This is a genomic window from Pseudidiomarina tainanensis (assembly GCF_900115255.1).
GTDB classification, from domain to species: domain Bacteria; phylum Pseudomonadota; class Gammaproteobacteria; order Enterobacterales; family Alteromonadaceae; genus Pseudidiomarina; species Pseudidiomarina tainanensis.
Window position 1 is genome coordinate 77,959 of sequence record NZ_FOYU01000001.1, and the last position, 26,097, is coordinate 104,055.

30 protein-coding genes and 3 tRNA genes are annotated in these 26,097 nt (G+C 46.8%); 31 read left to right on the forward strand and 2 right to left on the reverse strand.

Features of this window, described 5'->3' with window-relative positions:
- Positions 1 to 9: 9 nt before the first annotated feature.
- On the reverse strand, positions 10 to 450 hold the full coding sequence (gene zur / locus BM292_RS00355) for a zinc uptake transcriptional repressor Zur (RefSeq protein WP_092856791.1): 441 nt from the start codon (positions 448 to 450) through the stop codon (positions 10 to 12).
- A 69-nt stretch (positions 451 to 519) separates the two neighbouring features.
- Between zur and BM292_RS00360 the strand changes: the two genes are divergently transcribed.
- The 24 genes from BM292_RS00360 to BM292_RS00475 all read left to right on the forward strand — a co-directional run bounded on the left by BM292_RS00360 (position 520) and on the right by BM292_RS00475 (position 20,854).
- Positions 520 to 2,061 carry an amidase gene (locus tag BM292_RS00360; protein ID WP_092854191.1) on the forward strand — a complete coding sequence of 514 codons (1,542 nt, stop codon included), beginning with the start codon at positions 520 to 522 and terminating at the stop codon, positions 2,059 to 2,061.
- A gap of 52 nt (positions 2,062 to 2,113) precedes the next feature.
- Positions 2,114 to 3,136 carry a tRNA dihydrouridine(20/20a) synthase DusA gene (gene dusA / locus BM292_RS00365; protein WP_092854194.1) on the forward strand — a complete coding sequence of 341 codons (1,023 nt, stop codon included), beginning with the start codon at positions 2,114 to 2,116 and terminating at the stop codon, positions 3,134 to 3,136.
- Between the two features lie 176 nt (positions 3,137 to 3,312).
- On the forward strand, positions 3,313 to 3,591 hold the full coding sequence (locus BM292_RS00370) for a hypothetical protein (protein WP_092854195.1): 279 nt from the start codon (positions 3,313 to 3,315) through the stop codon (positions 3,589 to 3,591).
- 202 nt (positions 3,592 to 3,793) lie between these two features.
- Entirely contained in the window at positions 3,794 to 4,978 is a 1,185-nt protein-coding gene (locus BM292_RS00375) for a dipeptidase (protein ID WP_092856794.1), read from the forward strand.
- Between the two features lie 347 nt (positions 4,979 to 5,325).
- Complete coding sequence (gene rpsJ / locus BM292_RS00380) at positions 5,326 to 5,637, forward strand: 30S ribosomal protein S10 (protein WP_008488677.1); 312 nt, start codon at positions 5,326 to 5,328, stop codon at positions 5,635 to 5,637.
- A 38-nt stretch (positions 5,638 to 5,675) separates the two neighbouring features.
- Positions 5,676 to 6,320: a 50S ribosomal protein L3 gene (rplC, locus tag BM292_RS00385; protein ID WP_092854197.1), complete on the forward strand. Its 645-nt coding sequence runs from the start codon at positions 5,676 to 5,678 to the stop codon at positions 6,318 to 6,320.
- Positions 6,321 to 6,338: 18 nt separating this feature from the next.
- Entirely contained in the window at positions 6,339 to 6,944 is a 606-nt protein-coding gene (gene rplD / locus BM292_RS00390; protein ID WP_092854199.1) for a 50S ribosomal protein L4, read from the forward strand.
- The gene (gene rplW, locus BM292_RS00395) at positions 6,941 to 7,243 is read left to right on the forward strand and encodes a 50S ribosomal protein L23 (protein ID WP_092591572.1); all 303 of its coding nucleotides are present in this window, start codon (positions 6,941 to 6,943) and stop codon (positions 7,241 to 7,243) included. The genes rplD and rplW overlap by 4 nt, the downstream gene beginning before the upstream one ends.
- A gap of 14 nt (positions 7,244 to 7,257) precedes the next feature.
- A complete protein-coding gene (rplB, locus tag BM292_RS00400; protein ID WP_092854201.1) occupies positions 7,258 to 8,082 on the forward strand; it encodes a 50S ribosomal protein L2 in 825 nt (274 codons plus the stop codon).
- Between the two features lie 16 nt (positions 8,083 to 8,098).
- Positions 8,099 to 8,377 (forward strand): 30S ribosomal protein S19, encoded by a 279-nt coding sequence (gene rpsS, locus BM292_RS00405; protein WP_026860408.1) that lies wholly within the window; start codon positions 8,099 to 8,101, stop codon positions 8,375 to 8,377.
- Positions 8,378 to 8,389: 12 nt separating this feature from the next.
- Positions 8,390 to 8,722 carry a 50S ribosomal protein L22 gene (rplV, locus tag BM292_RS00410; protein WP_055438606.1) on the forward strand — a complete coding sequence of 111 codons (333 nt, stop codon included), beginning with the start codon at positions 8,390 to 8,392 and terminating at the stop codon, positions 8,720 to 8,722.
- Positions 8,723 to 8,732: 10 nt separating this feature from the next.
- Complete coding sequence (gene rpsC, locus BM292_RS00415) at positions 8,733 to 9,422, forward strand: 30S ribosomal protein S3 (protein WP_092854203.1); 690 nt, start codon at positions 8,733 to 8,735, stop codon at positions 9,420 to 9,422.
- Positions 9,423 to 9,433: 11 nt separating this feature from the next.
- Positions 9,434 to 9,847, forward strand: a complete 414-nt coding sequence (rplP, locus tag BM292_RS00420; protein ID WP_092854205.1) for a 50S ribosomal protein L16 — start codon at positions 9,434 to 9,436, stop codon at positions 9,845 to 9,847.
- Positions 9,847 to 10,038, forward strand: a complete 192-nt coding sequence (gene rpmC, locus BM292_RS00425; protein ID WP_055438609.1) for a 50S ribosomal protein L29 — start codon at positions 9,847 to 9,849, stop codon at positions 10,036 to 10,038. Before rplP ends, rpmC begins: the two co-directional genes overlap by 1 nt.
- On the forward strand, positions 10,038 to 10,301 hold the full coding sequence (gene rpsQ / locus BM292_RS00430) for a 30S ribosomal protein S17 (RefSeq protein ID WP_092854207.1): 264 nt from the start codon (positions 10,038 to 10,040) through the stop codon (positions 10,299 to 10,301). The genes rpmC and rpsQ overlap by 1 nt, the downstream gene beginning before the upstream one ends.
- A 126-nt stretch (positions 10,302 to 10,427) precedes the next feature.
- Positions 10,428 to 12,398 carry a BCCT family transporter gene (locus BM292_RS00435; protein ID WP_092854209.1) on the forward strand — a complete coding sequence of 657 codons (1,971 nt, stop codon included), beginning with the start codon at positions 10,428 to 10,430 and terminating at the stop codon, positions 12,396 to 12,398.
- Between the two features lie 10 nt (positions 12,399 to 12,408).
- Positions 12,409 to 13,752 carry a tropomyosin gene (locus BM292_RS00440; RefSeq protein ID WP_245751785.1) on the forward strand — a complete coding sequence of 448 codons (1,344 nt, stop codon included), beginning with the start codon at positions 12,409 to 12,411 and terminating at the stop codon, positions 13,750 to 13,752.
- Positions 13,753 to 13,805: 53 nt separating this feature from the next.
- Complete coding sequence (locus BM292_RS00445; RefSeq protein WP_092854211.1) at positions 13,806 to 15,827, forward strand: NADPH-dependent 2,4-dienoyl-CoA reductase; 2,022 nt, start codon at positions 13,806 to 13,808, stop codon at positions 15,825 to 15,827.
- Entirely contained in the window at positions 15,811 to 16,653 is an 843-nt protein-coding gene (locus tag BM292_RS00450) for a PHP domain-containing protein (protein ID WP_245751786.1), read from the forward strand. The genes BM292_RS00445 and BM292_RS00450 overlap by 17 nt, the downstream gene beginning before the upstream one ends.
- Before the next feature lie 53 nt (positions 16,654 to 16,706).
- Entirely contained in the window at positions 16,707 to 17,333 is a 627-nt protein-coding gene (locus BM292_RS00455) for an L-threonylcarbamoyladenylate synthase (protein WP_092854216.1), read from the forward strand.
- 6 nt (positions 17,334 to 17,339) lie between these two features.
- Positions 17,340 to 18,173 carry a segregation and condensation protein A gene (locus BM292_RS00460; protein WP_092854218.1) on the forward strand — a complete coding sequence of 278 codons (834 nt, stop codon included), beginning with the start codon at positions 17,340 to 17,342 and terminating at the stop codon, positions 18,171 to 18,173.
- Positions 18,154 to 18,747, forward strand: coding sequence for an SMC-Scp complex subunit ScpB (gene scpB, locus BM292_RS00465; RefSeq protein WP_092854220.1), 594 nt, complete (start codon positions 18,154 to 18,156; stop codon positions 18,745 to 18,747). The genes BM292_RS00460 and scpB overlap by 20 nt, the downstream gene beginning before the upstream one ends.
- An 8-nt stretch (positions 18,748 to 18,755) precedes the next feature.
- Positions 18,756 to 19,814 carry a 23S rRNA pseudouridine(2605) synthase RluB gene (gene rluB / locus BM292_RS00470; RefSeq protein WP_092854222.1) on the forward strand — a complete coding sequence of 353 codons (1,059 nt, stop codon included), beginning with the start codon at positions 18,756 to 18,758 and terminating at the stop codon, positions 19,812 to 19,814.
- On the forward strand, positions 19,811 to 20,854 hold the full coding sequence (locus tag BM292_RS00475) for an agmatine deiminase family protein (protein ID WP_092854224.1): 1,044 nt from the start codon (positions 19,811 to 19,813) through the stop codon (positions 20,852 to 20,854). The genes rluB and BM292_RS00475 overlap by 4 nt, the downstream gene beginning before the upstream one ends.
- On the opposite strand, the gene BM292_RS00480 is transcribed toward BM292_RS00475, so the two are convergent.
- Complete coding sequence (locus tag BM292_RS00480; RefSeq protein WP_177203767.1) at positions 20,851 to 21,540, reverse strand: SIMPL domain-containing protein; 690 nt, start codon at positions 21,538 to 21,540, stop codon at positions 20,851 to 20,853. The genes BM292_RS00475 and BM292_RS00480 overlap by 4 nt on opposite strands.
- 33 nt (positions 21,541 to 21,573) lie before the next feature.
- Here BM292_RS00480 and BM292_RS00485 point away from each other — a divergent pair, with 33 nt between their 5' ends.
- The 7 genes from BM292_RS00485 (at position 21,574) to BM292_RS00515 (ending at position 26,096) form a co-directional block, all read left to right on the forward strand.
- Positions 21,574 to 22,044 carry a regulatory protein RecX gene (locus BM292_RS00485; protein ID WP_092854228.1) on the forward strand — a complete coding sequence of 157 codons (471 nt, stop codon included), beginning with the start codon at positions 21,574 to 21,576 and terminating at the stop codon, positions 22,042 to 22,044.
- A gap of 79 nt (positions 22,045 to 22,123) precedes the next feature.
- Entirely contained in the window at positions 22,124 to 24,724 is a 2,601-nt protein-coding gene (alaS, locus tag BM292_RS00490; protein WP_092854230.1) for an alanine--tRNA ligase, read from the forward strand.
- A 229-nt stretch (positions 24,725 to 24,953) separates the two neighbouring features.
- Positions 24,954 to 25,148 carry a carbon storage regulator CsrA gene (csrA, locus tag BM292_RS00495; RefSeq protein ID WP_092854232.1) on the forward strand — a complete coding sequence of 65 codons (195 nt, stop codon included), beginning with the start codon at positions 24,954 to 24,956 and terminating at the stop codon, positions 25,146 to 25,148.
- Positions 25,149 to 25,350: 202 nt separating this feature from the next.
- Positions 25,351 to 25,443: transfer RNA gene (locus BM292_RS00500), tRNA-Ser, on the forward strand.
- Positions 25,444 to 25,455: 12 nt separating this feature from the next.
- A tRNA-Arg gene (locus BM292_RS00505) sits at positions 25,456 to 25,532 on the forward strand.
- 26 nt (positions 25,533 to 25,558) lie between these two features.
- Positions 25,559 to 25,635 (forward strand) — tRNA-Arg (locus BM292_RS00510).
- 233 nt (positions 25,636 to 25,868) lie between these two features.
- Positions 25,869 to 26,096 carry an OadG family protein gene (locus BM292_RS00515; RefSeq protein WP_092854234.1) on the forward strand — a complete coding sequence of 76 codons (228 nt, stop codon included), beginning with the start codon at positions 25,869 to 25,871 and terminating at the stop codon, positions 26,094 to 26,096.
- Position 26,097: the final 1 nt, after the last annotated feature.

Here is a 26,097-nt window from a genome sequence, read left to right on the forward strand (position 1 = left end):
CCCATCTGTTTAACGACAGTCTTTGCAGAGGCCGTGTGCCTCAATAGTTTGCGAAGCCACTAAGAAACCTTGACCCTCTGCCTGTTTCTTCAACGCATCATACACGCCATCAGATTGAATTTCTTGAACGGAACCACAGCGTTCGCAAATGAGCATTTGTACCGGATGTTGGTGGTCGAAATGACTACATAATACGTAGCTATTTGACGATGTGATCTTGTGAACAAAACCTTGCTCTTGTAAGAAGTCCAAGGCGCGATAAATCGTTGGTGGCTTTGCGTTCGGTACAGCCGCTTTCAGTTTATCAAGTAAATCATAGGCACCAATGGCACCTTCTTGTTCTGCAAGGATCTCAAAAACCTCGCGACGAGCTGGCGTTAGTCGAGCTCCGCGTTGTTCACATAATTTTTCGGCCTTGTTGACGAGGCGCTGGGTTTCTTGTGTGTTCATGAGCAGCAGTTTATCATCGGTTTCATCAGGCGCAAAGCGCCATCTATCAGTGACTTGAAAGGACAACAAATGAAAACAATAAAAGCATTTTGCTGGTTGGCGTTTTTTGCACTGCTCAGTGTGAATGTCTGGGCGGCTGATGAGCCGTCAATTGAGCAATTACAACATCAAATGAATCGTGGTGAAATTACCAGTGTTTCTTTGGTTGAACGTTATTTAGACCGAATCGCTCGGCATAATCGTGATGGCGCTGAACTGCAGGCTGTCATTACCGTGCAAGATAGAGAAAAATTAATTGAAATTGCAAAGCAACTCGATGAACAGCGCAAGGCGGGACAAGTGCGCAGCGCCATGCATGGTATCCCGGTTCTATTAAAAGACAATATAGATACGGCCGATGGCATGCCCAATACCGCTGGCTCGTATTTACTGCGCAATCATATGCCACCGGATAATGCATTTATTGTTGAGAAACTACGCGAAGCTGGCGCCATTATTCTGGGTAAAGCAAACTTGAGTGAGTGGGCAAATTTTCGTTCAACGAATTCATCATCGGGTTGGAGTAGCCAGGGTGGACTTGTTAAAAATCCATATGATCAATCGCGCACTGCTTGCGGTTCAAGCTCAGGCTCAGCAACAGCAGTAAGTGCTAACTTTATTACTGTTGCTGTAGGCACTGAGACTGATGGTAGCCTAGTTTGCCCAGCAGCCATTAACGGTATTGTGACTATTAAACCAACAGTAGGTCTACTGAGTCGCGATGGCATCATTCCTATTTCGGCGAGCCAAGACACCGCTGGGCCAATGGCGCGCAGTGTCGCCGATGCAGTTCATTTGTTGCAGGCCATGCGTGGCGTAGATGACTCAGATACTGCGAGTTATAACGACACCACGAACTATATTAAGCACCTGAAGACTGATGGTTTGAAAGGTAAACGGATTGGCGTGATGCGTGATTTAGCCGGTTACAATACCGAGTTAGACGAAGTATTCAATGGCCGTATTGAACAATTGAAAGCAGCGGGCGCGATCGTTGTTGATGGCCTCGAGTTTCCTAATGGTCGTAACTGGGGTGGCGATGAATACACGGTTTTATTGTACGAGTTCGCCCATGGCATGCGTGACTATTTTGAGCAGAGCCCTCATCCTGAGTTTAGCTCATTGGAAGATCTTATTGCTGCGAATAAGGCAAATGCGGGCATTACTATGACTTGGTTCGGACAAGAGTTATTCGAAATGTCGGTATCACGCCAAGCGGACAAAGAGGCTTACGAACAGGCGAAAGTTGATGCTAAACGTAAAGCCGGTGCAGAAGGAATCGATGCGGTGTTAAACGAACATCAATTGGATTTATTAATTGCACCAACGGTATCCCCAGCTTGGAAGATAGACTTAATTAATGGTGATCATTTCACAGGTTCAGCAAGCGGCGCTGCTGCAGTAGCTGGATATCCTCACATTACCGTACCAATGGGATTTGTTCAGCATATGCCTGTGGGCTTGAGCTTTTTTGGAACCGCTCGCAGTGAAGCGCTACTAATTGAAGCGGCTCACGCGTTTGAGCAGATGACCCAAGCGCGCCGTGCACCAGTTGTGGCTAGCCCTCACTAGGAGAGAATGGTAGAATCGCGCGCTCGAATTTAAGCCGCTGTGAAGACGTACGATGAATTACTATGATGCCGACAAGTTGATTGCTATTGCGCCGATGCTCGATTGGACCGATCGGCATTGTCGGTATTTTCATCGGTTATTGACTAAAAAATCCGTGTTATACACTGAAATGGTGACGACGGGCGCGATAATTCACGGCAAGATGGACTTTTTACAGTTTAACTCTGAAGAGCAACCTGTCGTTTTGCAACTCGGTGGCAGTGATCCTGGCGCAATGGCAGAGTGCACCGCACGGGCGGCTGAGCGTGGCTATCACGAAGTAAATATTAATGTCGGTTGTCCTTCAGACCGTGTGCAAAACGGTAGTTTTGGCGCTTGTCTGATGGCCGAACCTGATACTGTTGCTGCATGTGTAAAGGCAATGCGCGAAGCGGCGCCAAATACAATTGTTTCAGTCAAAACGCGGCTGGGCATTGATGAGCATGACAGCGATGAGTATCTTCAGGCGTTTCTTGAACCGGTGATGGATGCCGGATGCCAGCACTTCACCTTACATGCGCGCAATGCGTGGCTAAAAGGCTTAAGCCCGAAGCAAAACCGTGATGTTCCGCCGTTACGTTACGACCGCGTTTATCGTATGAAGGAACGTTTCCCACATCTGCACATCTCAATTAACGGCGGTATTAAAACGCTCGCCGAAATTAATACCCATCTGCAGTATGTTGATGGCGTAATGATTGGCCGCGAGGCTTATCAAAATCCTTATCTTCTAACCCAGTTCGATGAGTTATTAGGTCATCAACGTCATGTTGATGTCGAAGCCGTTATCGAGACTATGATCGCGTACACAGACCGCCATGTTGAGCAAGGTGGCCGCCCATGGCACGTATTGCGACACATGATTGGCTTATTTCAAGGTGGTCCCGGTGCGAAAAAATGGCGCCAAGTACTCAGTCAACTTGGTCCTCAAGCCATCGCCGCTCGCCCTGTACTTGACGCAGCCTATGCGGAAGTTATGTCAGCACGTGCGCATTTTGCCGAAAATTTAGCTAATTTCACAAACGAAATGAGTTAGCTTTTATTTTGCATCAATTTAGTCTTGCGCTATTCCGAATTAAAAATAGATAAATTAAGTTATTGAAATAAATATAAAAACATAAATAAAAATCTTTTTTGTAAAAGTTGGCACAACCTTTGCTTATCTCCTATTGACTAAATAATTAGTCAATAACACAAACTAGGAGATGACCCATGAAAACCACAATCACTTCAATCGTTGTTGCATCAGCTTTGTTATTTGGTTCAGCGCAAGCGCAAGAACAAGAACAACAAACCGACAGCAATCTCGAATCATATTTAACGCAAAGTATTTCTCAAGAAGTTAGTAATACGCGCAAACAAGTTAAAACTGAAAATCAACTTGAATTGATGCAGTACTTTGCTGAAGTAAAACTAGCTCTGAATCCATCGCGCATGTTGAATAACGTTGCCGAAGTTGCAGTTGAATTAATTTCTGGCAACGAGGAATAACAGCATGTGGATGCAATCCAGTTTACTTGTGGTAATGATGGCAGCACCAGTATTGGGTACCGTGGTTGCTGGTGCGGTCGTTATCGCCTCTACTGCGATGAGCGTCGACAAATCCAAGTGAATGCAACATAAACATGTGGTAGGCTGATTTTCACTGTTAATTCTTATAATAAGAGGAAGTTGTCGCGTGAATAAGCCACTTATGTTGGGGTTGGTTGGCGCCCTAAGTCTGACGGCTGCTGCTACTGCACAAGAGTACACAGCTAGTGAAAAGGCGCATGAAATTGCGCAGAAAAATTTAATCATTGATACGCATATCGATGTACCGTATCGCCTCAATAAAGCATGGGAAGATGTTACCCGTGCTACAGCAAACGGTGATTTTGATTACCCACGCGCAAAGCAAGGCGGACTGAATGTTCCGTTTATGTCGATTTATATTCCGGCACAGCTAGAGCAAACACCTGGAGCCAGTTATCAACTCGCACATCAGCTCATTGATAGCATGGAAGCCATTGCCTGGCGGGCGCCGGATAAGTTTGCAATGGCTTATAGTGTTGATCAAGTGATGCAGCAACAAGAGCGCGGCGTGATTTCAATCGCTCTTGGAATGGAAAATGGCTCACCGATAGAGGGTGATCTCAAGAATTTACACGAGTTTTATAACCGTGGTATTCGCTACATTACATTGGCGCATAGTCAATCGAATCATATATCTGACTCGTCGTACGATATTCGTCGTCAGTGGAACGGTTTAAGCCCGTTTGGTAAAGAGTTAGTGAAAGAGATGAATAATGTGGGTGTTATGGTTGATATTTCACATGTATCAGACGAAGCGTTCTGGCAAGCGGTGGAATTATCAAAAACGCCCGTTATTGCATCGCATTCATCGTTGCGTGCTTACACACCAGGATTTGAGCGCAACATGAGCGATGAGATGATCAAAGGCCTTGCGAAAAACGGTGGCGTGATCATGATTAACTTCGGGTCGTCGTTTGTTACGCAACAAGCGAACCGTTACGGTGATATCGTACGTAAGCAAATTGCGGCTATTAACGAACAGTACGGGGAAGGTAGTGAAGAAGCTGAGAAGCGAATTGCAGAAGTTCGTGCCAAAAATCCGTTCCCATTCGCAACGCTAGAAGAAGTGTTGGATCATATTGATCATGTTAAGAATCTAGTTGGCATTGATTTCATTGGTATTGGTTCAGACTATGACGGAGTTGGTGACTCGTTGCCGGTTGGATTGAAAGATGTGTCGACCTATCCAAACTTGGTTCAAGGCCTTCTTGATCGAGGCTACAGCGAGGAAGAAATTGAGAAGATTCTGTATAAGAACTTCGTTCGTGTTTGGCGCGAAGTAGAAACCTACGCCGCCAACCACTAATACCAGAAGCGCTATTAGCTGTTAGATATTCGATATTAGATCTTCAATTTCGAAATTTGGCTGATAGCGCAATTTCCTCGCATACAAACATGCACCTCAACCGCCCGAATATCTAATATCCAATAGCTAATATCATCCTTGCTTTTCCCCTGTAAAAGTGTATAATTCGCGGCCACAGTTGATGAACTCCTTGGAGCTCTCGTGAACTGTGTTAGGTTGCCACAGCAGTCCCGATAGGGGATTGAATGGATTTTTCGTTGAAAATACCACGCCCGGTATGCTGCCAGGGTGTCGGTTTTTTTCTGTGCTCTTTTTTAAATGCTCTTTAATTGAGGCTTTGATTTTTTATGGCTAATCAAAGAATTCGGATTCGCTTGAAAGCGTTCGATCATCGTCTGATTGACCAGTCGACTGCAGAAATCGTTGAGACTGCAAAACGCACTGGTGCTCAGGTACGTGGCCCAATCCCACTGCCTACACGCAAAGAACGTTTCACTGTGTTGATTTCTCCACACGTGAACAAAGATGCGCGTGACCAGTACGAGATCCGTACCCACAAGCGTTTGATCGACATCATGGACCCAACTGACAAGACTGTAGACGCGTTGATGCGTTTAGACCTTGCAGCGGGTGTTGATGTACAGATCAGCCTGGGCTAAGCGGGCAGTAATAGGATTACACACGAGAGGTTTTAACAATGGCTATTGGTCTAGTCGGTCGTAAAGTAGGAATGACTCGCGTCTTCCAAGAAGACGGCGCTTCTGTACCTGTTACTGTGATCGAAGTGACAGCAAACCGTGTGACTCAGGTGAAAACTGAGGAAACTGACGGTTACCGCGCGCTTCAAGTGACTGCAGGTACTAAAAAAGCAAACCGCGTTACAAAACCACTTGCTGGTCACTTCGCGAAAGCGGGTGTTGAAGCAGGTCGCGGTCTCTGGGAATTCCGCCTAGAGAACGGTGAAGGTGAAGATTATGCAGTGGGTTCTGAAATCACTGTAGAGATTTTTGCAGACACCAAAAAAGTAGACGTTACCGGTACCTCTAAAGGTAAAGGTTTCCAAGGTGCTGTTAAGCGCTGGAATTTCCGTACTCAGGACGCTACCCATGGTAACTCGTTGTCGCATCGTGCGCCGGGTTCTATCGGTCAAAACCAGTCTCCTGGTCGGGTATTCAAAGGCAAGAAGATGGCAGGTCAAATGGGTAACAAGCAAGTAACAGTACAAACGCTTGACGTTGTACGTGTTGACGCAGAACGTGGCTTGTTGCTGATTCGCGGTGCTGTCCCTGGTGCTATTGGTGGCGATGTAATCGTCAAGCCAGCAGTCAAGGCTAAGGCGTAACGTCTGAGGAGAATGGTGATGGAATTAACATTAAAAGACGCAAAAGGCGCTCTTGAAGTTTCCGAAGCTACCTTTGGACGTGAGTTCAACGAAGCTCTGATTCATCAGGTAGTCGTTGCTTATGCTGCGGGCGCTCGTCAGGGCACCAAAGCACAAAAGACGCGTTCTGAAGTATCTGGCGGTGGCAAAAAGCCATGGCGTCAGAAGGGTACTGGCCGCGCTCGCGCAGGTACTATCCGTAGCCCAATTTGGCGCTCTGGTGGTACTACGTTTGCAGCGAAACCACGCAGCCACGACCAAAAAGTAAACAAGAAAATGTACCGCGGTGCTATGAAAAGCATCTTGTCTGAACTTGTTCGTCAAGATCGTTTAATCGTGGTAGAGAAGTTTGGTGTTGAATCACCAAAAACTAAAGCATTAGCAGCTCAGCTTAAGTCTATGGATTTAAACGACGTTCTTATCGTGACTAAAGAAGTAGATGAAAACTTGTTCTTAGCAGCACGCAACTTGCATAAAGTTGACGTTCGCGACGTTCAAGGTCTTGACCCTGTAAGCTTGATTGCTTTTGAGAAAGTTTTGATGACTGCTGACGCAGTGAAGCAAATCGAGGAGGTATTATCATGATGCGCGAAGAACGTTTGCTGACTGTAATTCTGGCTCCTCACGTTTCTGAAAAGTCTACTGTGACTGCAGAAACTGCTAACACTGTCGTGTTCAAAGTAGCGAAAGACGCCACTAAACCACAAATTAAAGCAGCTGTTGAAAAGTTGTTTGAAGTTGAGGTTGATAGCGTTCGCACTGTGAACGTAAAAGGCAAAACCAAACGTACCGGCATGCGCTTCGGTAAGCGCAGCGACTGGAAAAAAGCGTATGTCACCCTGAAAGAAGGTGCGGACATCGACTTCGTCGGCGGCGCTGAGTAACAGGAGGAATTCACATGGCATTAGTTAAGTGTAAGCCTACGTCTCCAGGTCGTCGCCACGTAGTTAAAGTGGTTAACGAAGACCTGTACAAAGGTAAGCCTTACGCCCCGTTGTTGGATAAAAACAACAAGAAAGGCGGTCGTAACAATAATGGTCGTATTACTGTTCGTCACATTGGCGGTGGTCACAAGCATCACTACCGTATGGTCGACTTTAAACGCGACAAAGACGGTATCCCAGCGAAAGTTGAGCGTTTGGAGTATGATCCAAACCGTTCAGCAAACATCGCTTTGGTTCTGTACGCAGACGGTGAACGTCGTTACATTCTTGCTCCAAAAGGCATGAAAGCTGGCGATCAAATCGTATCTGGTTCAGATGCACCGATTAAGAGCGGTAACGCACTTCCACTGCGCAATATCCCAGTGGGTTCAGTGATTCACGCTATTGAAATGAAGCCTGGTAAAGGTGCTCAGTTGGCTCGTTCAGCTGGTGCGTCAGTACAGCTTCTAGCTCGCGATGGCGCGTACGTAACTGTACGTTTGCGTTCTGGCGAAATGCGCCGCATCCAGTCGGATTGCCGTGCAACCATCGGTGAAGTAGGTAACGCAGAGCACATGCTGCGTCAATTGGGTAAAGCTGGTGCGCAGCGCTGGCGTGGTGTTCGTCCTACCGTTCGTGGTGTGGCGATGAACCCAGTTGATCACCCACACGGTGGTGGTGAAGGTCGTACTTCTGGTGGCCGTCATCCGGTTACTCCATGGGGTACTCCGACTAAGGGTTATAAGACCCGTAAGAACAAGCGTACTGATAAGTTCATCGTACGTCGTCGCAACAAATAAGAGTTGAGGATTAGACATGCCACGTTCTCTTAAAAAAGGTCCATTTATCGACCTTCACCTACTGAATAAGGTGGAGAAAGCGTTGGAAGCCGGGGATAAAAAGCCAATTAAAACTTGGTCCCGTCGTTCAATGATTATCCCAGATATGATCGGCTTAACTATCGCTGTTCATAACGGTCGCCAGCACGTGCCAGTTTTCGTTTCTGACGAAATGATTGGTCACAAGCTTGGTGAATTCGCACCAACCCGCACTTATCGTGGCCACGCCGCTGATAAGAAAGCGAAGAAACGCTAAGGGAGACATAAGATGGAAGCTATTGCTATTCACAAGTTTGCCAAGCTTTCTGCGCAGAAGGGCCGTTTGGTAGCGGATCAGATTCGCGGTTTGCCAGTAGCGAAAGCGCTGGATATTTTGAACTACAGCCCTAAAGACGCAGCTGTGCTGCTGAAAAAGGTGTTGGAGTCAGCTATCGCGAATGCTGAACACAACGAAGGTGCCGACATCGACGAGTTAAAAGTTGCTAAAGTAATGGTAGACGAAGGTCCAACCATGAAACGCATCAAGCCTCGTGCGAAAGGTCGTGCTGATCGTATCTTTAAGCGTACCAGCCACATTACTGTGGTTGTATCAGATAGCTAGGAGATAAATTATGGGTCAGAAAGTACATCCTAATGGTATTCGCCTAGGTATCACCAAACCATGGAATTCAACCTGGTTCGCGAATACGAAAGATTTTGCTGATAACCTGCACAGCGATCACTTGGTTCGCAAGATGTTGAACAAAGAACTGGCTAACGCGTCAGTTTCACGTATCGTCATCGAGCGTCCAGCGAAGAGCATCCGCGTGACTATCCACACTGCACGTCCAGGTGTTGTGATTGGTAAGAAAGGCGAAGACGTTGAGAAGTTGCGTCAAGCAGTTTCTAAACTGACTGGTGTTCCTGCGCAAATCAACATCTCAGAAGTGCGCAAGCCTGAGCTTGACTCACAACTGGTTGCTGAAAACATCGCTGGCCAGCTAGAGCGTCGTGTAATGTTCCGTCGTGCTATGAAGCGCGCGGTACAAAACGCCATGCGTCTTGGCGCCAAAGGTATCAAAGTTGAAGTTAGCGGCCGTTTAGGCGGCGCGGAAATCGCACGTACCGAATGGTACCGCGAAGGTCGTGTTCCATTGCACACATTGCGTGCGGACATCGACTATTCAACCGCTGAAGCTAACACCACTTACGGTATCATTGGTATCAAAGTATGGATCTTCAAAGGCGAAGTTCTTGGCGGTATGCCAGTTGCTGAAGAAAAACCAGCAGCTCCAGCAAAACGCCCTAAAGGCCGTAAGTAAGGAGATACGATATGTTACAACCAAAGCGTACTAAATTCCGTAAGGTACACAAAGGCCGTAACCGCGGTCTGGCGCAAGCAGGTAACAAAGTTAGCTTCGGTACTTTCGGTTTGAAATCGGTTGAGCGTGGTCGTATGACTGCTCGCCAAATCGAAGCGGCTCGTCGTGCCATGACGCGTCACGTGAAACGTCAAGGTAAAATTTGGATCCGCGTGTTCCCTGACAAGCCAATCACTCAGAAGCCTCTTGAAGTGCGTATGGGTAAAGGTAAAGGTAGCGTGGAATACTGGGTAGCTCAAATTCAGCCAGGTCGTGTCCTGTATGAAATGGACGGTGTTTCGGAAGAGTTGGCGCGTGAAGCGTTTGACCTTGCGGCACGTAAGCTGCCATTCAAAACCACCTTTGTGACTCGGACGGTGATGTAATGAAAGCGAACGAACTGAAAGAAAAAACCGTTGAGCAGCTGAACGAAGAGTTGTTAGGTTTGCGTCGTGAGCAGTTTAACCTGCGCATGCAAGCAGCCACTGGTCAGCTGAATCAAACTCACATGTTGAAGCAAGTGCGTCGTGATATCGCACGTGTGAAAACTATCTTGAATCAGAAGGCAGGTGCGTAATGGCTGAAGAAAAACGTGTTCGTACTCTGCAAGGTCGTGTTACTAGTGACAAGATGGACAAGTCTATCACTGTTGCGGTAACCCGCCGTGTAAAACACCCGGTATATGGTAAGTACATTACCCGTACCACTAAGTTACACGCACACGACGAGAACAACGAGTGTAAAGCTGGCGATACCGTGATTATTCGCGAAACTCGTCCAGTATCTAAGACCAAGTCTTGGGCACTTGTTGAGATTGTAGAGCGCGCTGAAGTAATCTAATCGATTACAGACTAACGTGAATGCGAAACGGCTACCCTCGGGTAGCCGTTTTTTTATTTGCACAGGAAATCTGCCTAAACACCGCTATACTAACTACAAGTTTTTCAATTCAAGCAAGGACATAGAATGAATGATACTAACGCTCCTGCAAAACTAAACCCACCCGTTTTCTATAGTGCCGCTGGCCTTATCATCCTTATATTATTGTTCGCAGCAGTCGTTCCCGAAACCGCCGATGCAGTTTTTCAATCTGTTCAGGCTGCTATCATAGAGAATGGTAGTTGGTTTTACGTATTAGCTGTCGCAATCATATTAATCAGCGTGCTCTATCTTGGGTTTTCCAAAATGGGGGCGATTAAGTTAGGTCCCGACCACTCAGCACCTGATTACTCCAAGATAAGTTGGTTTTCGATGCTATTCTCTGCCGGTATGGGTATTGGTCTCATGTTTTTCGGTGTGGCCGAACCAGTCATGCACTTTTTGGCCCCTCCCGTTGCAGAAGCCGGTAGTGTCGAAGCCGCACGCGAAGCCATGAAAATTACATTCTTTCATTGGGGACTTCACGCATGGGCCATTTATGCCATTGTAGCTCTCATTCTTGCCTTTTTTGCATACCGCCACGGCTTACCGTTAACGCTACGTTCAGCCTTATATCCGTTAATTGGTGATAAAATTTACGGCCCGATTGGCCACATTGTTGATGTGTTTGCGGTAATTGGTACGGTGTTTGGCGTAGCCACCTCGCTCGGATATGGCGTAACGCAGATCAACGCGGGTATTAACTATCTGTTTGATATTCCGGTGTCTGATACCGTACAAATTTTGCTGATTATAGGCGTGACATTACTCGCAGTTATCTCGGTAACAACTGGTTTAGACAAAGGCATCCGTCGGTTATCTGAGCTCAATATGATTTTGGCTGTTTTGTTGTTGGTATTCGTATTGTTACTTGGGCCAACGGTCTTTTTATTACAAGCGTTTGTCCAGAATACTGGATCATATGTCTCTGAATTGGTGAATAACACCTTTAACTTATTCGCCTACGAGAAAACCGACTGGATAGGCGGTTGGACCGTGTTCTATTGGGGTTGGTGGTTGAGTTGGGCGCCGTTTGTTGGTCTCTTTATTGCGCGCGTATCACGCGGCCGTACGATTCGCGAGTTTGTACTTGGCGTGTTGTTGGTGCCAGCTGGCTTTACTTTGATGTGGATGACTTTTTTCGGTAACTCAGCGATTGATATGATTCTGAACAAGGGCGTGACATCGCTTGGTGAGATGGTCGAAAAAGATGTTTCCATCGCCCTGTTCGCGTTTCTTGAGCAATTCCCATGGAGTGGCTTTTTAAGTTTGGTTGCGACGCTAATGGTCGTGGTATTTTTCGTCACATCATCCGATTCAGGCTCAATGGTCGTCGATATGTTGTGCTCTAATGGCCGAGATGACACGCCGGCATGGCAGCGTATTTTCTGGGCCAGTGGTGAAGGGATTGTAGCCATCATTTTACTACTAGCTGGTGGCTTGGGCGCGCTACAAACCATGACCATAGCGAGTGCGTTACCGTTTACGATTATTCTTCTGATTGCAACGTATGGATTGATCCGTGCCTTGCGCGTTGACGTTCATAAGAAAGAAACGTTGCAAAATAATTACTTAACAGCATCGTCGCAAAGCAATAAAAATTGGCGTGAGCGACTGCATAATATTATTGATTTTCCGAGTAAATCCGTTGGTCAACGTTTCTTATTGCAAGTTGTCGAGCCTGCTTTTAAAGATGTTGCAGAAGAAATGGAAGCGAGTGGGTTAACGGTTACATTGCAGGTTGAAGACAAGAATCTTAAGACTTTCCGTGTTGTTCACGGTGATGAAATTGATTTCATTTATCAAGTGGAGCTCGCCTCTCATATTCAACCAGCGTTTATCTATGCCGAAGGCGAGCAGGAAGACGCACCAGAGGAACAGAAGTATTATCGTGCCGAAGTTCATTTGCGTGAGGGTGGACAAGATTACGATATTCTCGGTTGGTCACGCGATGCAGTGATTGGTGACATCATTGATCACTACCACAAACACATGCATTTTTTGCATGTACTGCGTTAAGGAACAGACGATGAAACTAAAACTGTTAACAGTAGCGATAGCGACTATGCTTACTGCGCCGAGCGCTTTTGCTCAATCAGCCGAGTTAACAAGTGCTGAGGAATTACAGCAATTGCTTGAGCAAATTGAACAGTTAAAACAGCGCGTCGTTGATTTAGAGCAGCGTGTTGCTGCACAACAACAAGAGCAGCAAACTTCTGTAGAAGATGTAGCGCCACGTCGGCAGGTGAAAAATTCAGCCTTAGCGGCGCGCGTGGAACGCTTAGAAGAAGATGTGCAAGAAGCTCAAAATGCGCCGATTCGTGTTGGCGGGGCGGTGCGGGCCCAATACGTGTGGGAGGATTACAATGATCCGCTAAAAGATCGGGGCGGTGATTTCGATTTTGACTTAGTGCGCATTGATTTTGGCGGCGAAATTGGTGATGTCATTCTTTCCGCGCAATATCGCTGGTTCCAGTATATGGATGTGGTGCATCACGCTTGGGTTGGTTATAACTTCAGCGAGAATTGGCAGGGACAATTAGGTGTCACGAAAGTCCCATTTGGTAACACACCATACAACTCAAACAGTTATTTTTTTAGTTCGAACTTTTATGTCGGCTTAGAAGATGATCATGATATCGGTGCAAAAATGCGCTATCGCGATGCCGACTGGGATTTCGATGTTGCATTCTTCAAATCGGATGAACTCGGCGGTGCTGATGGCCTTGCCACAAATAAATCTGATCGTTATGCCTACGATGCGGTCGGTATTCGCTTTGCTGATGAAGGGTTGTATGCAGAGCCTAATGCACTTGCTGCTGAAACCAATAGTTGGGCTTTGCGCGGTGTACGTAAATGGTCGTTTGACGACATTCGTTCAGCTGAGTTTGGCGCATCCGTGCAGTGGGGCGATATGAACGATGGCGTCGATAATGTCGGTGAGCGCAATGCTTGGGCAGTTCATGGCTTATACACTTACGATCGCTGGACATTTATGGGGCAAGTTACTCAATACGACTATGATATGGATATGGCGAATACCGGTATTATTGTTGGCGCCTACAACTATTTTGACACTATTCCCACGAAAGCCACTTTATACTCGGCAAACATCGCATACAGTCTTCCAGTAAAATGGGGGCCGGTTACTAATTTAACATTCTATAATGACTTTAGTTTAATGACCGACAAGCGGTTTTATTCTGAAGATACGCTAATGAACGTGCTGGGGGTTGCGGTTTCAGCCGGTGGCTTGTACACCTACTTTGATCTTGTTACCGCGCGCAATCAACCATTTGTGGGCGGCTCAATGAGTGGCAATGCAACAGACACCAATACCCGTTTCAACATCAATATAGGCTATTATTTTTAAGTAAAAATGAGTACAGTGACCTTATTCAAACAGTTGTTTAAGTTGAGGTCACTGTGACTACCAAATATCAGCATTTATTCCAGCCTTTAGATCTAGGCTTTACGCAACTCAAGAACCGCGTGCTAATGGGCTCGATGCACACCGGGCTTGAAGAAGAGAAAAATGGCTTTGATAAACTTGCCGCCTTTTATGCAGAGCGCGCAAAGGGCGGTGTTGGTCTAATTGTAACCGGTGGTATTAGTCCCAACTTCCGCGGACGAGTCAGTCCTTTTGGCAGTGAGCTGAGTAAACCTTGGCATGTCGCCAAACATCGCAAGGTGACAGAAGCCGTTCACGCAGAAGGCGGTAAGATTTGTATGCAAATCTTACATACCGGTCGTTATGCGTATCATCCTTTTTCGGTTGCACCGAGCAAAATCAAAGCGCCAATTAATCCGTTCGCACCGAAAGCAATGAGTGAACGCCAAATTCAGACGACCATTCGACATTTCGCACGTGCAGCGAAACTGGCACAGAAGGCGGGTTACGATGGCGTTGAGGTGATGGGTTCTGAAGGGTATTTGATTAACCAATTTATTTGTCCACGAACCAACAAACGCAACGATCGTTGGGGCGGTTCGTTTGAAAATCGTAGTCGCTTAGCCATCGAAATCATCAAAGCAATTCGAGCGGCTGTCGGAAAAGAATTTATTATTGTGTATCGCCTCTCAATGCTCGACCTCGTGCCAGACGGTAATACCTATGAAGAGGTTATCGAGCTTGGTAAAGCTGTTGAAAAGGCGGGGGTGACCATCATTAATAGTGGTATTGGCTGGCATGAAGCGCGGGTACCTACCATCGTCACATCAGTTCCACGCGGAGCGTTTAGCTGGATAACTGCGAAGGTTCGACAAGAATTATCAATTCCTGTCGTTGCCGTTAACCGTATTAACACACCAGAGGTGGCTGAGAAAATTTTAGCTGATGGCGAAGCTGATATGGTGTCGATGGCGCGTCCATTGCTTGCTGATGCGCGTTTTGTCGCAAAAGCGAGCCGCGACCAAGCAGACAAAATCAATACCTGTATCGCCTGTAACCAAGCCTGTCTGGACCATGTATTTGAGAACAAGCGCGCCAGTTGTTTGGTTAATCCGCAAGCGTGCTACGAGAGTGAGTTAGTATTTACTCCAGTAGCCGCAGCTAAACGCATTGCTGTTGTTGGTGCTGGGCCTGCTGGGCTTGAATTTGCCTGTCGCGCTGCCGAGCGTGGTCATTATGTTGATTTATTTGATGGTGCGGGCGATATCGGCGGGCAGTTTAATTATGCTAAGCAGATTCCGGGTAAGGAAGAGTTTCATGAAACTATCCGGTACTTTAAAAATCGCCTTGTCGATGCCGGCGTCAATGTTCACTTGAATTCGCGCCAAACCGCTGAAAGCTTAAGCTCTGGTGGCTATGATGAAGTGGTACTTGCGACCGGTGTTGTGCCAAGACAGTTAGATATTCCAGGAATTGATGGGCCGAACGTACTTGGCTATCTTGATGTGTTGCGTGATCATAAACCAGTTGGCCACAAAGTTGCGCTTATCGGTGCCGGTGGTATCGGTTTTGACGTGGCTGAATATCTCACAACTGAGCATTCGCCGACGTTAAATGTCAAGGAATGGTCACAAGTTTGGGGAGTTGATGAAAGCTATCAACATCGCGGTGGATTAATGCCTCCAGCTGCGGAACATAGCCCTCGTGAGGTTTGGTTATTGCAGCGCAAAACTTCAAAAGTTGGTGCTGGTTTGGGTAAAACATCAGGTTGGGTGCACCGCGCAACATTGAAGAAAAAAGGTGTGGAAATGGTGGCTGGCGTGACTTACCAAAAAGTAACTGACGAAGGATTATGGATTGAAGTGGACGGTAAGGAACAATTGCTAGCGGTAGATACTGTTGTTATTTGCGCTGGCCAACTTCCACAACGTGAGTTACATCAAGCCCTACAAGACAAAGGCGTCACAGTTCATCTTATTGGTGGTGCTGATGTAGCTGCTGAACTTGATGCCAAACGCGCTATACGACAAGGAGCTGAGCTTGCAGCCAGCATCTGATGCCGTAACACGCTACGACTTGCATTGTCATAGCTACTATTCCGATGGGACGTTAAGTCCAGCGGAATTAGTGCAACGAGCCTGCGAGCAGGGCGTTACTCATCTCGCGTTAACTGATCATGACTCTGTTGATGGTGTGAGTGAAGCGCAAGCTTTCATTGAGCAACATCAGTTACCTATTAAGCTCATTGTTGGCACCGAAATTACCTGTTCATGGGAAGGCTTCGAAATTCATCTGGTGGCATTAAACTTTAACGCCGACGCATCCAGCATGAAGGAATTACTCATGCAACAACAGCAATGTCGGCGCGACCGTTATCACGCGATGGTGGCCAAGTTGCACAAAGCGGGTATTGATGTGCAACCACCGATGGCACAAGCGATGACGATGCCTACGCGCAAACATTTGGCCGATGCATTAGTTGACGGTCGCTGGGTTAGTTCCTTCGAAACCGCATTTCGCCGCTATTTGGGCAAAGGACAGCAAGCGTATGTTGCAACTCAATGGGTGACTTTAGCTGATGCCGTCACTGCTGTGGTAGCTGCTGGTGGCGTGACAGTGATTGCGCATCCGCATGCTTATCAGCTGAGCAATAAATGGTTGCGACGATTGTTAACTCATGCCAAGGATGTTGGCGTAACCGGCGTTGAAGTTGCCATTGGCACACAATCACCAGGACAGCGAGAAGCTTTGGCAACGTTTGCTGAGGAGATTGGTTTGGCAGCCTCCGTTGGATCCGATTTTCATTACCCCGCACGATGGCGTGAACTAGGTAAAAATCTTTGTTTACCAGAGCGCTGTGTGCCAATATGGACGCTATGGTAAACAATATAATTAGGCTGTGTTAAAGCCACTGCCATGAGACGAATTTACTTATTATGAGCCAATATCTTAGTGTACATCCAGAAAACCCACAGAAGCGCTTGATGCAACAAGCCGCTGAAATTATTTTGCAGGGTGGCGTGGTGGTTTACCCAACCGATTCAGGTTATGCAATAGGTTGCCGTATTGGTGACAAAAACGCCATGGAACGCATTTGTCGTATTCGAAATATTGATAAAGACCACCATTTCACACTGATGTGCCGTGATTTATCAGAGCTCTCTACGTATGCACGGGTTGATAACCAAGCGTTTCGGCTGCTTAAAAACAACACGCCGGGAGCTTATACTTTTATTTTGAAAGGTACCAAAGAAGTCCCGAAGCGCCTGCTGAATCCCAAACGAAAAACGATCGGCATTCGGGTATCGGATGACCCAATAGTTATGGCATTACTTGAAGCCTTGGGTGAACCATTAATGTCGACCAGTTTAATTCTCGACGATAATGAGTTTGCTGAGTCTGATCCTTATGAGATTCGCGATAGATTAGACCTACAAGTCGAGCTGATTATTGATGGTGAGCATCGTGGTGAAGAGCCAACTACAGTGATTGACTTAGCCGACGATGTGGTCAAAGTAGTACGAGAAGGTGCTGGCGATATTTCGCCCTTTGCGGATTTATAAGCGGCGATGAGTAACGCTGACTTAACTACCGCACAACAACAATCATTACCGCTCGGTTTCGTTCGCGGTGAGCCTGTCATTGAGAAGCCAGAAGACCTATATATTCCTCCAGACGCACTGGAATTAATTCTCGAGAGCTTCTCGGGTCCGATGGACTTGCTGTTATATCTCATTCGCCGCCAAAAGCTCGACATTGTTGATCTTCCAATACTGCCAATTACCAAGCAGTACATGGAATATGTCGACATGATGAAGGACTTAAAACTTGAGTTGGCTGCTGATTATTTGGTGATGGCAGCGATGCTTGCTGAAATTAAAAGCCGTATGTTGTTACCACGCCCACCAAGCGAAGATGAAGATGAACACGACCCTCGTGCTGAATTGGTTCGACGATTACAAGAATACGAAGCCATACGCCAAGGTGCCGAGCACCTTGACGGCTTACCGCAAACCGGCCGTGACAACTTTTCGGCACACGCACAAACCGATGCTCACGAACTGATTGAACAACAGTTACCCGATGTGACGCTGGTTGAACTGGCCGTCGCTTTTAGCCATGCACTAGCTCAAGCTAAATTGCAAAATCATCATCAAGTGCAACGTGAAAAACTGTCAACTCGCGAACGCATGAGCCGAATCTTGGATTTATTGCAGACGAAAAAGCGTCTGCGGTTAAGCGATATATTCGAGCCGCAAGAGGGCCGAGCTGGCGTTGTCGTTAGTTTTCTTGCTATTTTGGAGCTTGTAAAAGAAGCTTTAGTCGAAGTTATTCAGGTTGATGCGTTTAGCGAAATTCACGTGACAAATCGAGAGCAAATTTATGCAGATTCAACAACTTAAGCAGGCGGTTGAAGCTTTATTATTTGTTGCTGAAACACCACTCAGTGAACAGCAGCTGGTGGATCATTTTGACTCGGAAAATGTGACAAAAAAGCAGCTCAAAGAAGTTTTGCGCGAGTTGCAAAGTGATTACCAAGAGCGCGGCGTTCAACTTATTTCAGTTGCATCTGGTTATAGATTTCAGACGCGCGCAGAATTGGGTGGTATAATAAGCCGTTTATGGCAAGAGAAGCCGCCGCGTTATTCACAGGCTCTATTAGAAACACTCGCATTGATCGCTTATCGTCAACCAATAACTCGGGGTGACATTGAAGAAATTCGCGGTGTGAGTGTCAGTTCAAACATTATGAAAACCTTGCAAGAGCGCGGTTGGATTAAAGTAGTTGGACATCGCGAAGTACCTGGTCGGCCGCAACTTTATGCCACAACCAATGAATTTTTGGACTATTTTAGTTTAAACGATTTATCTGAATTACCTGCAATTCCGGAACCTCCAGAGCGAGGCAGTCAAGCCGGGCAGACCGCTCAGATTAAACTTGAGATAACCGCTGAGACAGCGACAAATACAGAGTAATATCCACCATGAGTGAAAAACTGCAAAAAGTTCTCGCCCGTTCTGGTCATGGTTCGCGCCGTGAATTAGAGTCGATGATTGCTGCCGGACGCGTGAGCGTTAATGGTCAAGTGGCCAGTTTGGGAGAGCGCATCGATACCAGCGCCGTCGTACGTATTGATGGACGTGAAGTTAATATTAAGCCGCCTGAAGATGTGGTTTGCCGTGTCTTGATGTATCACAAACCTGAGGGCGAGCTGTGTACACGTCGTGATCCTGAAGGTCGTCCAACTGTTTATGATCGATTACCGCGTATGCAGGGTGCACGTTGGGTTGCGGTCGGTCGTCTTGATGTAAATACTTCGGGCTTATTGTTATTCACAACCGATGGTGAATTAGCCAATCGATTGATGCACCCAGGTCATCAAATTGAACGCGAATATTCGGTGCGAGTGTTTGGCGAAGTTACCGATGCAATGTTGCGTAAACTTAAGCAAGGCGTGCAATTAGAAGATGGCCCAGCGGCCTTTAAAGAAATTAAACGTGGTGGTGGCGAAGGCATGAACCAATGGTTTCGTGTCGTGTTAACCGAAGGCCGCAATCGTGAAGTACGTCGGTTGTGGGAATCACAAGGCGTTCAAGTCAGTCGCTTAATACGAGTTCGCTACGGCAATATCAAATTAGAGCAAGGGCTTCCGCAAAGTGGTTGGGGAGAACTATCGCTCAAGGATATTAATTACTTGCGCGAGTTAGTTGGGTTATCGGAAGAAACCCGGTCATTTATCGACCCACGCCAAGGTGAATCGCGACAGAAACGTTATTCCCGAGCCCGTCGCATCAATGCGCAAAAACTGCAGCAACGTCAGCCGGACACCAACGCGGCAGCCGCTGCACCAGAACAGCGCAGAGCGCCTCGACAGGATTCGCGAGCGAATACGCGAGAAGATTCAAGAAAGGATTCAAGAAAAGATTCGAGAAAAGAGCCACGCAATCCACGCGGCCAAAAGCCTCGTGCGGGAAAACCAACTTCTCGAGCTGGTGCGAACAAAAAACCTAAATCAAGTGGACGCCAACGAACGCGATCATGAAGTTGCTGGCAGACTGGGAACTTACCGGGCCACTACTTGTATTGTGGCCTTTTCGCAATGATGTGTGGCGCCAAAATGGCGAGCCAGCGCAACAACAATTACTCAAGCTGATTGAACATCTTGCACCTTATCATCGTGTCGTTATCGGCGTACATCCGAGTCGATATGATGGTGTTCGCGAGAGCATAGCGAGTGAAATTCAGCTGATTCCCATAAGTTATGACGATGCATGGCCTCGAGATATTGGCCCTCTGTGGGTTTTAGATTCGGCTCAACAACCGAACGCTCATGGATTTCAATTCTCGGCATGGCATGGGTTGTATCCTAACTTTCATAATGATCAACTTTTTGCAAAGCGCCTAGCACATCAAGCCCAAATACCTTTTACTCTGCATGATTTGGTATTTGAAGGTGGTGCTATCAGCACAGATGGCGCTGGCACAGCAATTATTCACAGTGTCAGTGTGGCACGTAATAACCCAACGTGGTCACGTTCCGATATTGAAGCATACATGTGTGAAACGCTCGGAATTAGTAACCTTTTGTGGTTACATTTTGCGCATCCTGATGATGAAACCGGTGGCCATGCTGATAACCAAGTCCAGTTTTTGGATAGGAGCACCCTGGTAGTCAGTCAGCCAACATCTTCCTCACCTTTATATCATGACTATACCAAGCAGCTGAGCCAGGCGCGAAGTTGGCGCAATGTCCGTGGTGAGGCATATCAGATTGTTGTGGTACCACAACCTCAATCACTGACACCTAGTTTTGAAGATTATCTAAGTGTTCAAGAACAGCCTGGTGTATTTCGTCGTGGCGTCCGACCTTTGCTTGCCAGCTACGTCAATTTTGTGCGTGTTGGCGATGTTGTCGTGGTGCCGCAGTTTGGGCTAGATACGGATGCTGAAGCACTCTCGCTTTTACGGCAAGCAGCACCGCAATTAATTGTTATTGGTGCTGCTGCTGATGAGTTTATAAAAGCGGGTGGGGCGTTGCACTGCATGACACTCAACCTGCCTGCAACAACGCAATTAACTTAATCTTCAATACGATAACTCACGCTGACTTGCGCGCGTAGTTCATTTTTTCCAGGAAGGCTAACATCCGCGGCTTCTTGCACGCGCATCATCGCCTGCTGGCGCACGGCGGGTGCGTAGCTACTTTCCTGAATCGACACAACGGAGCCGACATTGCTACCTGCAGCCGCAGCCATTTTTTGAGCTTTTTGATACGCATGTTCGACCGCTTGTGCGAGCAATTGCTGATAAATAGCGTCGGTTTCGCTGATAATAAACTCAACGTTCATAATATTAGTAGCACCGGCCTCTAGTGCCTGATCAACAATACTGTCGTACTGCTTTAAGTCGCGTAGCATGATCTGAATCTGGCGCGTGGCGGTATAGCCGCGAGCAATGCGCTTACCATCTACGTAATCGTATGCCGGGCTGGCACTTATTTGGTACGAAGTGATGTCCGCATCGTCTATTTGCTGCTCGCGCAGAAATGCTATGATTGAAGCGGTAACGTGGTCAATTTCTTGCTTGATAGTGGCAAGTTCTGCACCTTCGCGATTAACGCTGATGGTTAAATTCGCTTGGTCTGGTGCGACCATAGCTTCCGCGTGTCCGGTAACACTGATGGTTTTCGGCGCATCAGTTGTGGTTGGTTGGCAACCGACGAGAATTGCACTAAGTAAACTTAAGATAATTGCCTGGCGAAATAACATAGCGCCTCCAAGTAGGGTTGATAGCACATCATAATGACAGTCGACAATGAAACACAACAAGCAGAGGAAACACTCGTGCGTTTGCTGGCACGTCGTGAACATAGTGCTCGAGAGCTAAAGCAAAAGTTAAAACAACGAGGTTTCGACCACAAAATAATTGAAAAGGTTCTAAATAAAGCGCAGGAGAATGGTTGGCAATCGGATCAACGATTCGCGCAAGTTTGGATTCGCGCCTGTATTGCAAAGGGAGATGGCGTACGAAAAATTATGGCTCACGCGCCGCAAAAGGGGCTCTCGAGTGAATTGGTCGAGAAGATTTTGCAGACAGAACAGCCAAATTGGAACCATGCCTGTTACGAACGCTTAATCAAAAAATTTGGCGAAACGCCGCCGAATGATCAAAAGCAGCGTGACAAAATGATTCGTCACCTGATGCAACGTGGTTATAGTTTCAGCGAGATAAAGCAGGCGCTTGATCGTCAAGCAAACGCTGATGCAGACTAGTTTACCCGTTTCTTTCGTGGTAGCATTTCGCCCTATATTTTAGTCCATTTTTTACCCAAAACGTCTTAGGAAGTAGTCCATGCAAATGACCAGTGCGGAAATTCGTGAAGCGTTTCTCGCGTTCTTCGCTACCAAGGGCCATCATCGTGTCCCTTCAGCATCTTTAATTCCAGGTAACGACCCAACATTGTTATTTACCAATGCGGGCATGGTGCCGTTTAAAGACGTGTTTTTGGGCGATGAACAACGTGACTACTCGCGTGCAACCTCATCGCAGCGTTGTTTGCGTGCAGGCGGTAAACATAACGATTTGGAAAATGTCGGGTATACCGCACGTCACCACACGTTTTTTGAAATGTTGGGTAATTTTAGTTTTGGTGATTACTTTAAACGCGAAGCGATTCAATATGCTTGGGAATTTCTTACGGAAGAATTAAAGCTTCCCAAAGAAAAGCTTTGGGTGACTGTTTTCACCGAAGACGACGAAGCTTACGATATTTGGGCAAAAGAGATTGGCGTCCCAACTGATCGAATTTCACGCATTGGTGCGAAAGATAACTTCTGGGCCATGGGTGATACGGGGCCATGTGGGCCGTGCTCGGAAATTTTTTATGACCATGGCGAAGAAGTTTGGGGTGGTCCTCCGGGAACGCCTGAAGAAGATGGCGATCGTTATATCGAGATTTGGAATCTCGTCTTCATGCAATACAACCGTCAGGCAGATGGCACGTTATTGCCATTGCCAAAGCCATCGGTTGACACGGGTATGGGGCTAGAGCGTATTGCGGCGGTACTGCAGCATGTGCATAGCAATTATGAAATTGACCTGTTCCAAGCGTTGATCAGCGATGCAGCCAAAATTATCGGCACCGATGATTTAGATAATAAGTCACTGCGCGTAATTGCAGACCATATTCGCTCATGCAGTTTCCTAATAGCCGACGGTGTACAACCATCGAATGAAGGCCGTGGTTACGTCTTACGTCGTATTATTCGCCGTGCTGTGCGTCACGGGAGTATGCTTGGAGCCAATGGTACCTTCTTCCATAAACTTGTTGCCAGCTTGGTAGCTCAAATGGGAGCTGCTTACCCAGAGCTTGGTGATAAACAGAAAGTTATCGAGCAGGCATTGCAACGCGAAGAAGAACAATTCGGTAAAACGCTGGAGCGCGGGTTAAGCATTCTGAATGACGCGCTAGCAAGCCTAGAAGGTAAGGTGTTACCGGGCGAGCTGGTCTTTAAACTTTATGACACCTATGGCTTCCCAATGGATTTAACCGCCGATATGGCGCGCGAACAAGGCCTGACTATTGATGAAGAAGGCTTTAACGAAGCGATGGAAGCACAGCGCCAGCGTGCGCAACAGGCATCTAACTTTGGTGTTGATTACAATCAACGTCTGAAATCGAATCAGAAATCGGAGTTTTCTGGCTATACTGAAACAGCAGGCGAAAGCACAATTGTCGAAATATTCGTCGATGGTGAAGCGGTTGCAGAGCTTGGCGCCGGCAGTAAAGGTATTGTGGTGTTATCGCGCACGCCATTTTATGCCGAAAGCGGTGGTCAAATTGGCGATACTGGAAAATTAGTAGCCAATGGTGGCGAGTTCATTGTTGAAGATACCCAATATATTGGTAAAGCAATTGCGCATCATGGCCACGCTGCGACGGCTTTAAAAGTGGGCGATAAAGTTGCTGCGCATGTTAACGCTGAACGCCGTCAAGCGGTGAAGCGTAATCACTCAGCAACCCATTTATTGCACGCTGCGCTACGTAACCTCTTGGGTGAGCATGTGACACAAAAAGGCTCATTGGTCACTGCAGAGCGGCTACGCTTTGACTTTTCTCACTTTGAAGCTGTTTCGGCTCAGCAACTTGATGCGATTGAGCGCCAAGTGAATGAAGAAATCTTTAAGAATCACATCGTCAAAGCAGCGGTTATGCCAATTGAACAGGCGAAACAACAGGGTGCTATGGCGTTGTTTGGTGAAAAATACGACGACGATGTTCGCGTGCTAACCATGGGTGATTTTTCAATGGAGCTTTGCGGTGGAACACATGTCAACCAAACGGGTGACATCGGTATGTTCCGCATCGTTTCTGAAGCAGGTATTGCCTCTGGCGTGCGTCGAATTGAAGCGGTTACTGGTGCTGGAGCCGTACAATATACGCAACAGCAACAGCAGCAATTACGTCAAGCTGCCAGCATGCTGAAAACTGACACCATGCATGTGAGTGAGCGATTACAGCAACAGATTGATCGTAGTCGACAATTGGAACGTACTATTGATGAATTGAATCAGAAAATTGCTTCACAAGCTGGTTCTGATTTAGTTAGCGATGCTTTGGAAATCAACGGTGTGAAGGTTGTCCTGGCTGAAGTGAATAACGTAGAAGCAAAAGCGTTACGAAACATGGTTGATGATTTAAAAAATCAACTACAATCTGGTGTCGTGGTACTCGGATTAGCTGCTGATGGCAAAGTTAGTCTTATTGTTGGCGTAACCAAAGATTTGACGGATCGCGTGAAAGCCGGTGAGGTAGTCAATGTAGCGGCTGCCGAGGTCGGAGGTAAAGGCGGCGGTCGACCTGATCTAGCACAAGCGGGTGGTTCAGAGGTGAATAATTTGAGCAAAGCGCTAGTTGTTGCCAAACAGAAAATTGAATCATTATTGCGATAAGTTGCACAGCGAGGCGGATGGCTTCACGCTGAATCTGGGTGTGTTAGGTGGCTTTAATTGCTAAACTAACCGCCCTTTCGAAATATGCGATGAATAAATACGCAATCAAGTAGTGAATCTTATAACAATTGTGATATATTCAATGGGGCAGTAAATTAGACAGGCTGATAGTGCGGTAATGTTCTATACTGAACCGTATGGAAAACAGAAGTAGGGAAGGAGTAGGCGAATGTTGATCTTAACCCGCAGAGTGGGTGAGACCTTGATGATAGGTGATGAGGTCACGGTCACTGTATTGGGTGTAAAAGGGAATCAGGTGCGAATTGGGGTAAACGCACCAAAAGACGTCTCTGTTCACCGTGAAGAAATCTATATGCGTATTCAAGCCGAGCACCAAGACGGCGAGAAAACCGACAAAGAATAAGATTGCGTAAAAAAAGCTGACTTTTTAGAGTCAGCTTTTTACGTTTTGAGCAATCCTTCAGTAATTCGAATTTGCTTGAAAATAGACCGTTGTGTTGGAAATTTCGTCCAGATGCTTAAAAATCCCACAAACGATCAGCGAATTCCAAAAAATCGTTTGACATATTTGTCAACATCGCTAGAATTCAACGCCACAAGTAAGCGGTGAGGTGGCCGAGAGGCTGAAGGCGCTCCCCTGCTAAGGGAGTATAGGGTTTGTAGCTCTATCGAGGGTTCGAATCCCTCCCTCACCGCCATTTGTCAACAACGCACTCGTAGCTCAACTGGATAGAGTACTCGGCTACGAACCGAGCGGTTGGAGGTTCGAGTCCTCCCGAGTGCGCCATTTGTTGACAGTCAAAATTGAAATGCGCACTCGTAGCTCAACTGGATAGAGTACTCGGCTACGAACCGAGCGGTTGGAGGTTCGAGTCCTCCCGAGTGCGCCACTTCCTTCTGAAAAGCAAAAGCGATATTAGATATTAGATATTTGATATTAGCTAAAACCTACATACCCGATACTTCGTTCTAATATCTAATATCTAATATCTAATATCTAATATCTAATATCGCTCCCGCTTATACCGCCTATATTTTTGCTAAACCCTGCCTTTAATTAAATTGTGTTATCCTGAAGTTCGATTAGGATTAAAACAATAAACTCAACACAAGTGGGCGCTGCATGACGAACCTTATCTCAGAAGCATTCATGATTATGGTGACGGGAATGATCACCGTTTTTGTGTTTTTAACGCTATTAATTGGTGCGATGGCTCTTTTGCGCGTTATTGCGGGCAAAGTAGAGTTAGATTCACCAAATCAATCGTCTGATACGCAGCAACCAAGTTCGTCGCAACTCGCGGCAATTACAGCAGCGATTCATCAATATCGTCGCCAACATCGATCGTAAA

What these genes read in the sequence shown, in the direction of transcription:
- BM292_RS00480 (WP_177203767.1), bottom strand. Translation starts at nt 21,540, where the DNA reads ATGTTATTTCGCCAGGCAATTATCTTAAGTTTACTTAGTGCAATTCTC.
- BM292_RS00370 (WP_092854195.1), top strand. Translation starts at nt 3,313, where the DNA reads ATGAAAACCACAATCACTTCAATCGTTGTTGCATCAGCTTTGTTATTT.
- zur (WP_092856791.1), bottom strand. Translation starts at nt 450, where the DNA reads ATGAACACACAAGAAACCCAGCGCCTCGTCAACAAGGCCGAAAAATTA.
- rplB (WP_092854201.1), top strand. Translation starts at nt 7,258, where the DNA reads ATGGCATTAGTTAAGTGTAAGCCTACGTCTCCAGGTCGTCGCCACGTA.
- rpmC (WP_055438609.1), top strand. Translation starts at nt 9,847, where the DNA reads ATGAAAGCGAACGAACTGAAAGAAAAAACCGTTGAGCAGCTGAACGAA.
- csrA (WP_092854232.1), top strand. Translation starts at nt 24,954, where the DNA reads ATGTTGATCTTAACCCGCAGAGTGGGTGAGACCTTGATGATAGGTGAT.
- BM292_RS00515 (WP_092854234.1), top strand. Translation starts at nt 25,869, where the DNA reads ATGACGAACCTTATCTCAGAAGCATTCATGATTATGGTGACGGGAATG.
- rpsJ (WP_008488677.1), top strand. Translation starts at nt 5,326, where the DNA reads ATGGCTAATCAAAGAATTCGGATTCGCTTGAAAGCGTTCGATCATCGT.
- dusA (WP_092854194.1), top strand. Translation starts at nt 2,114, where the DNA reads ATGAATTACTATGATGCCGACAAGTTGATTGCTATTGCGCCGATGCTC.
- BM292_RS00440 (WP_245751785.1), top strand. Translation starts at nt 12,409, where the DNA reads ATGAAACTAAAACTGTTAACAGTAGCGATAGCGACTATGCTTACTGCG.
- BM292_RS00475 (WP_092854224.1), top strand. Translation starts at nt 19,811, where the DNA reads ATGAAGTTGCTGGCAGACTGGGAACTTACCGGGCCACTACTTGTATTG.
- BM292_RS00455 (WP_092854216.1), top strand. Translation starts at nt 16,707, where the DNA reads ATGAGCCAATATCTTAGTGTACATCCAGAAAACCCACAGAAGCGCTTG.
- rplC (WP_092854197.1), top strand. Translation starts at nt 5,676, where the DNA reads ATGGCTATTGGTCTAGTCGGTCGTAAAGTAGGAATGACTCGCGTCTTC.
- BM292_RS00485 (WP_092854228.1), top strand. Translation starts at nt 21,574, where the DNA reads ATGACAGTCGACAATGAAACACAACAAGCAGAGGAAACACTCGTGCGT.
- rplD (WP_092854199.1), top strand. Translation starts at nt 6,339, where the DNA reads ATGGAATTAACATTAAAAGACGCAAAAGGCGCTCTTGAAGTTTCCGAA.
- alaS (WP_092854230.1), top strand. Translation starts at nt 22,124, where the DNA reads ATGCAAATGACCAGTGCGGAAATTCGTGAAGCGTTTCTCGCGTTCTTC.
- BM292_RS00460 (WP_092854218.1), top strand. Translation starts at nt 17,340, where the DNA reads ATGAGTAACGCTGACTTAACTACCGCACAACAACAATCATTACCGCTC.
- scpB (WP_092854220.1), top strand. Translation starts at nt 18,154, where the DNA reads ATGCAGATTCAACAACTTAAGCAGGCGGTTGAAGCTTTATTATTTGTT.
- rplV (WP_055438606.1), top strand. Translation starts at nt 8,390, where the DNA reads ATGGAAGCTATTGCTATTCACAAGTTTGCCAAGCTTTCTGCGCAGAAG.
- rpsS (WP_026860408.1), top strand. Translation starts at nt 8,099, where the DNA reads ATGCCACGTTCTCTTAAAAAAGGTCCATTTATCGACCTTCACCTACTG.
- BM292_RS00360 (WP_092854191.1), top strand. Translation starts at nt 520, where the DNA reads ATGAAAACAATAAAAGCATTTTGCTGGTTGGCGTTTTTTGCACTGCTC.
- rpsQ (WP_092854207.1), top strand. Translation starts at nt 10,038, where the DNA reads ATGGCTGAAGAAAAACGTGTTCGTACTCTGCAAGGTCGTGTTACTAGT.
- rplW (WP_092591572.1), top strand. Translation starts at nt 6,941, where the DNA reads ATGATGCGCGAAGAACGTTTGCTGACTGTAATTCTGGCTCCTCACGTT.
- BM292_RS00435 (WP_092854209.1), top strand. Translation starts at nt 10,428, where the DNA reads ATGAATGATACTAACGCTCCTGCAAAACTAAACCCACCCGTTTTCTAT.
- rpsC (WP_092854203.1), top strand. Translation starts at nt 8,733, where the DNA reads ATGGGTCAGAAAGTACATCCTAATGGTATTCGCCTAGGTATCACCAAA.
- rluB (WP_092854222.1), top strand. Translation starts at nt 18,756, where the DNA reads ATGAGTGAAAAACTGCAAAAAGTTCTCGCCCGTTCTGGTCATGGTTCG.
- BM292_RS00375 (WP_092856794.1), top strand. Translation starts at nt 3,794, where the DNA reads ATGTTGGGGTTGGTTGGCGCCCTAAGTCTGACGGCTGCTGCTACTGCA.
- rplP (WP_092854205.1), top strand. Translation starts at nt 9,434, where the DNA reads ATGTTACAACCAAAGCGTACTAAATTCCGTAAGGTACACAAAGGCCGT.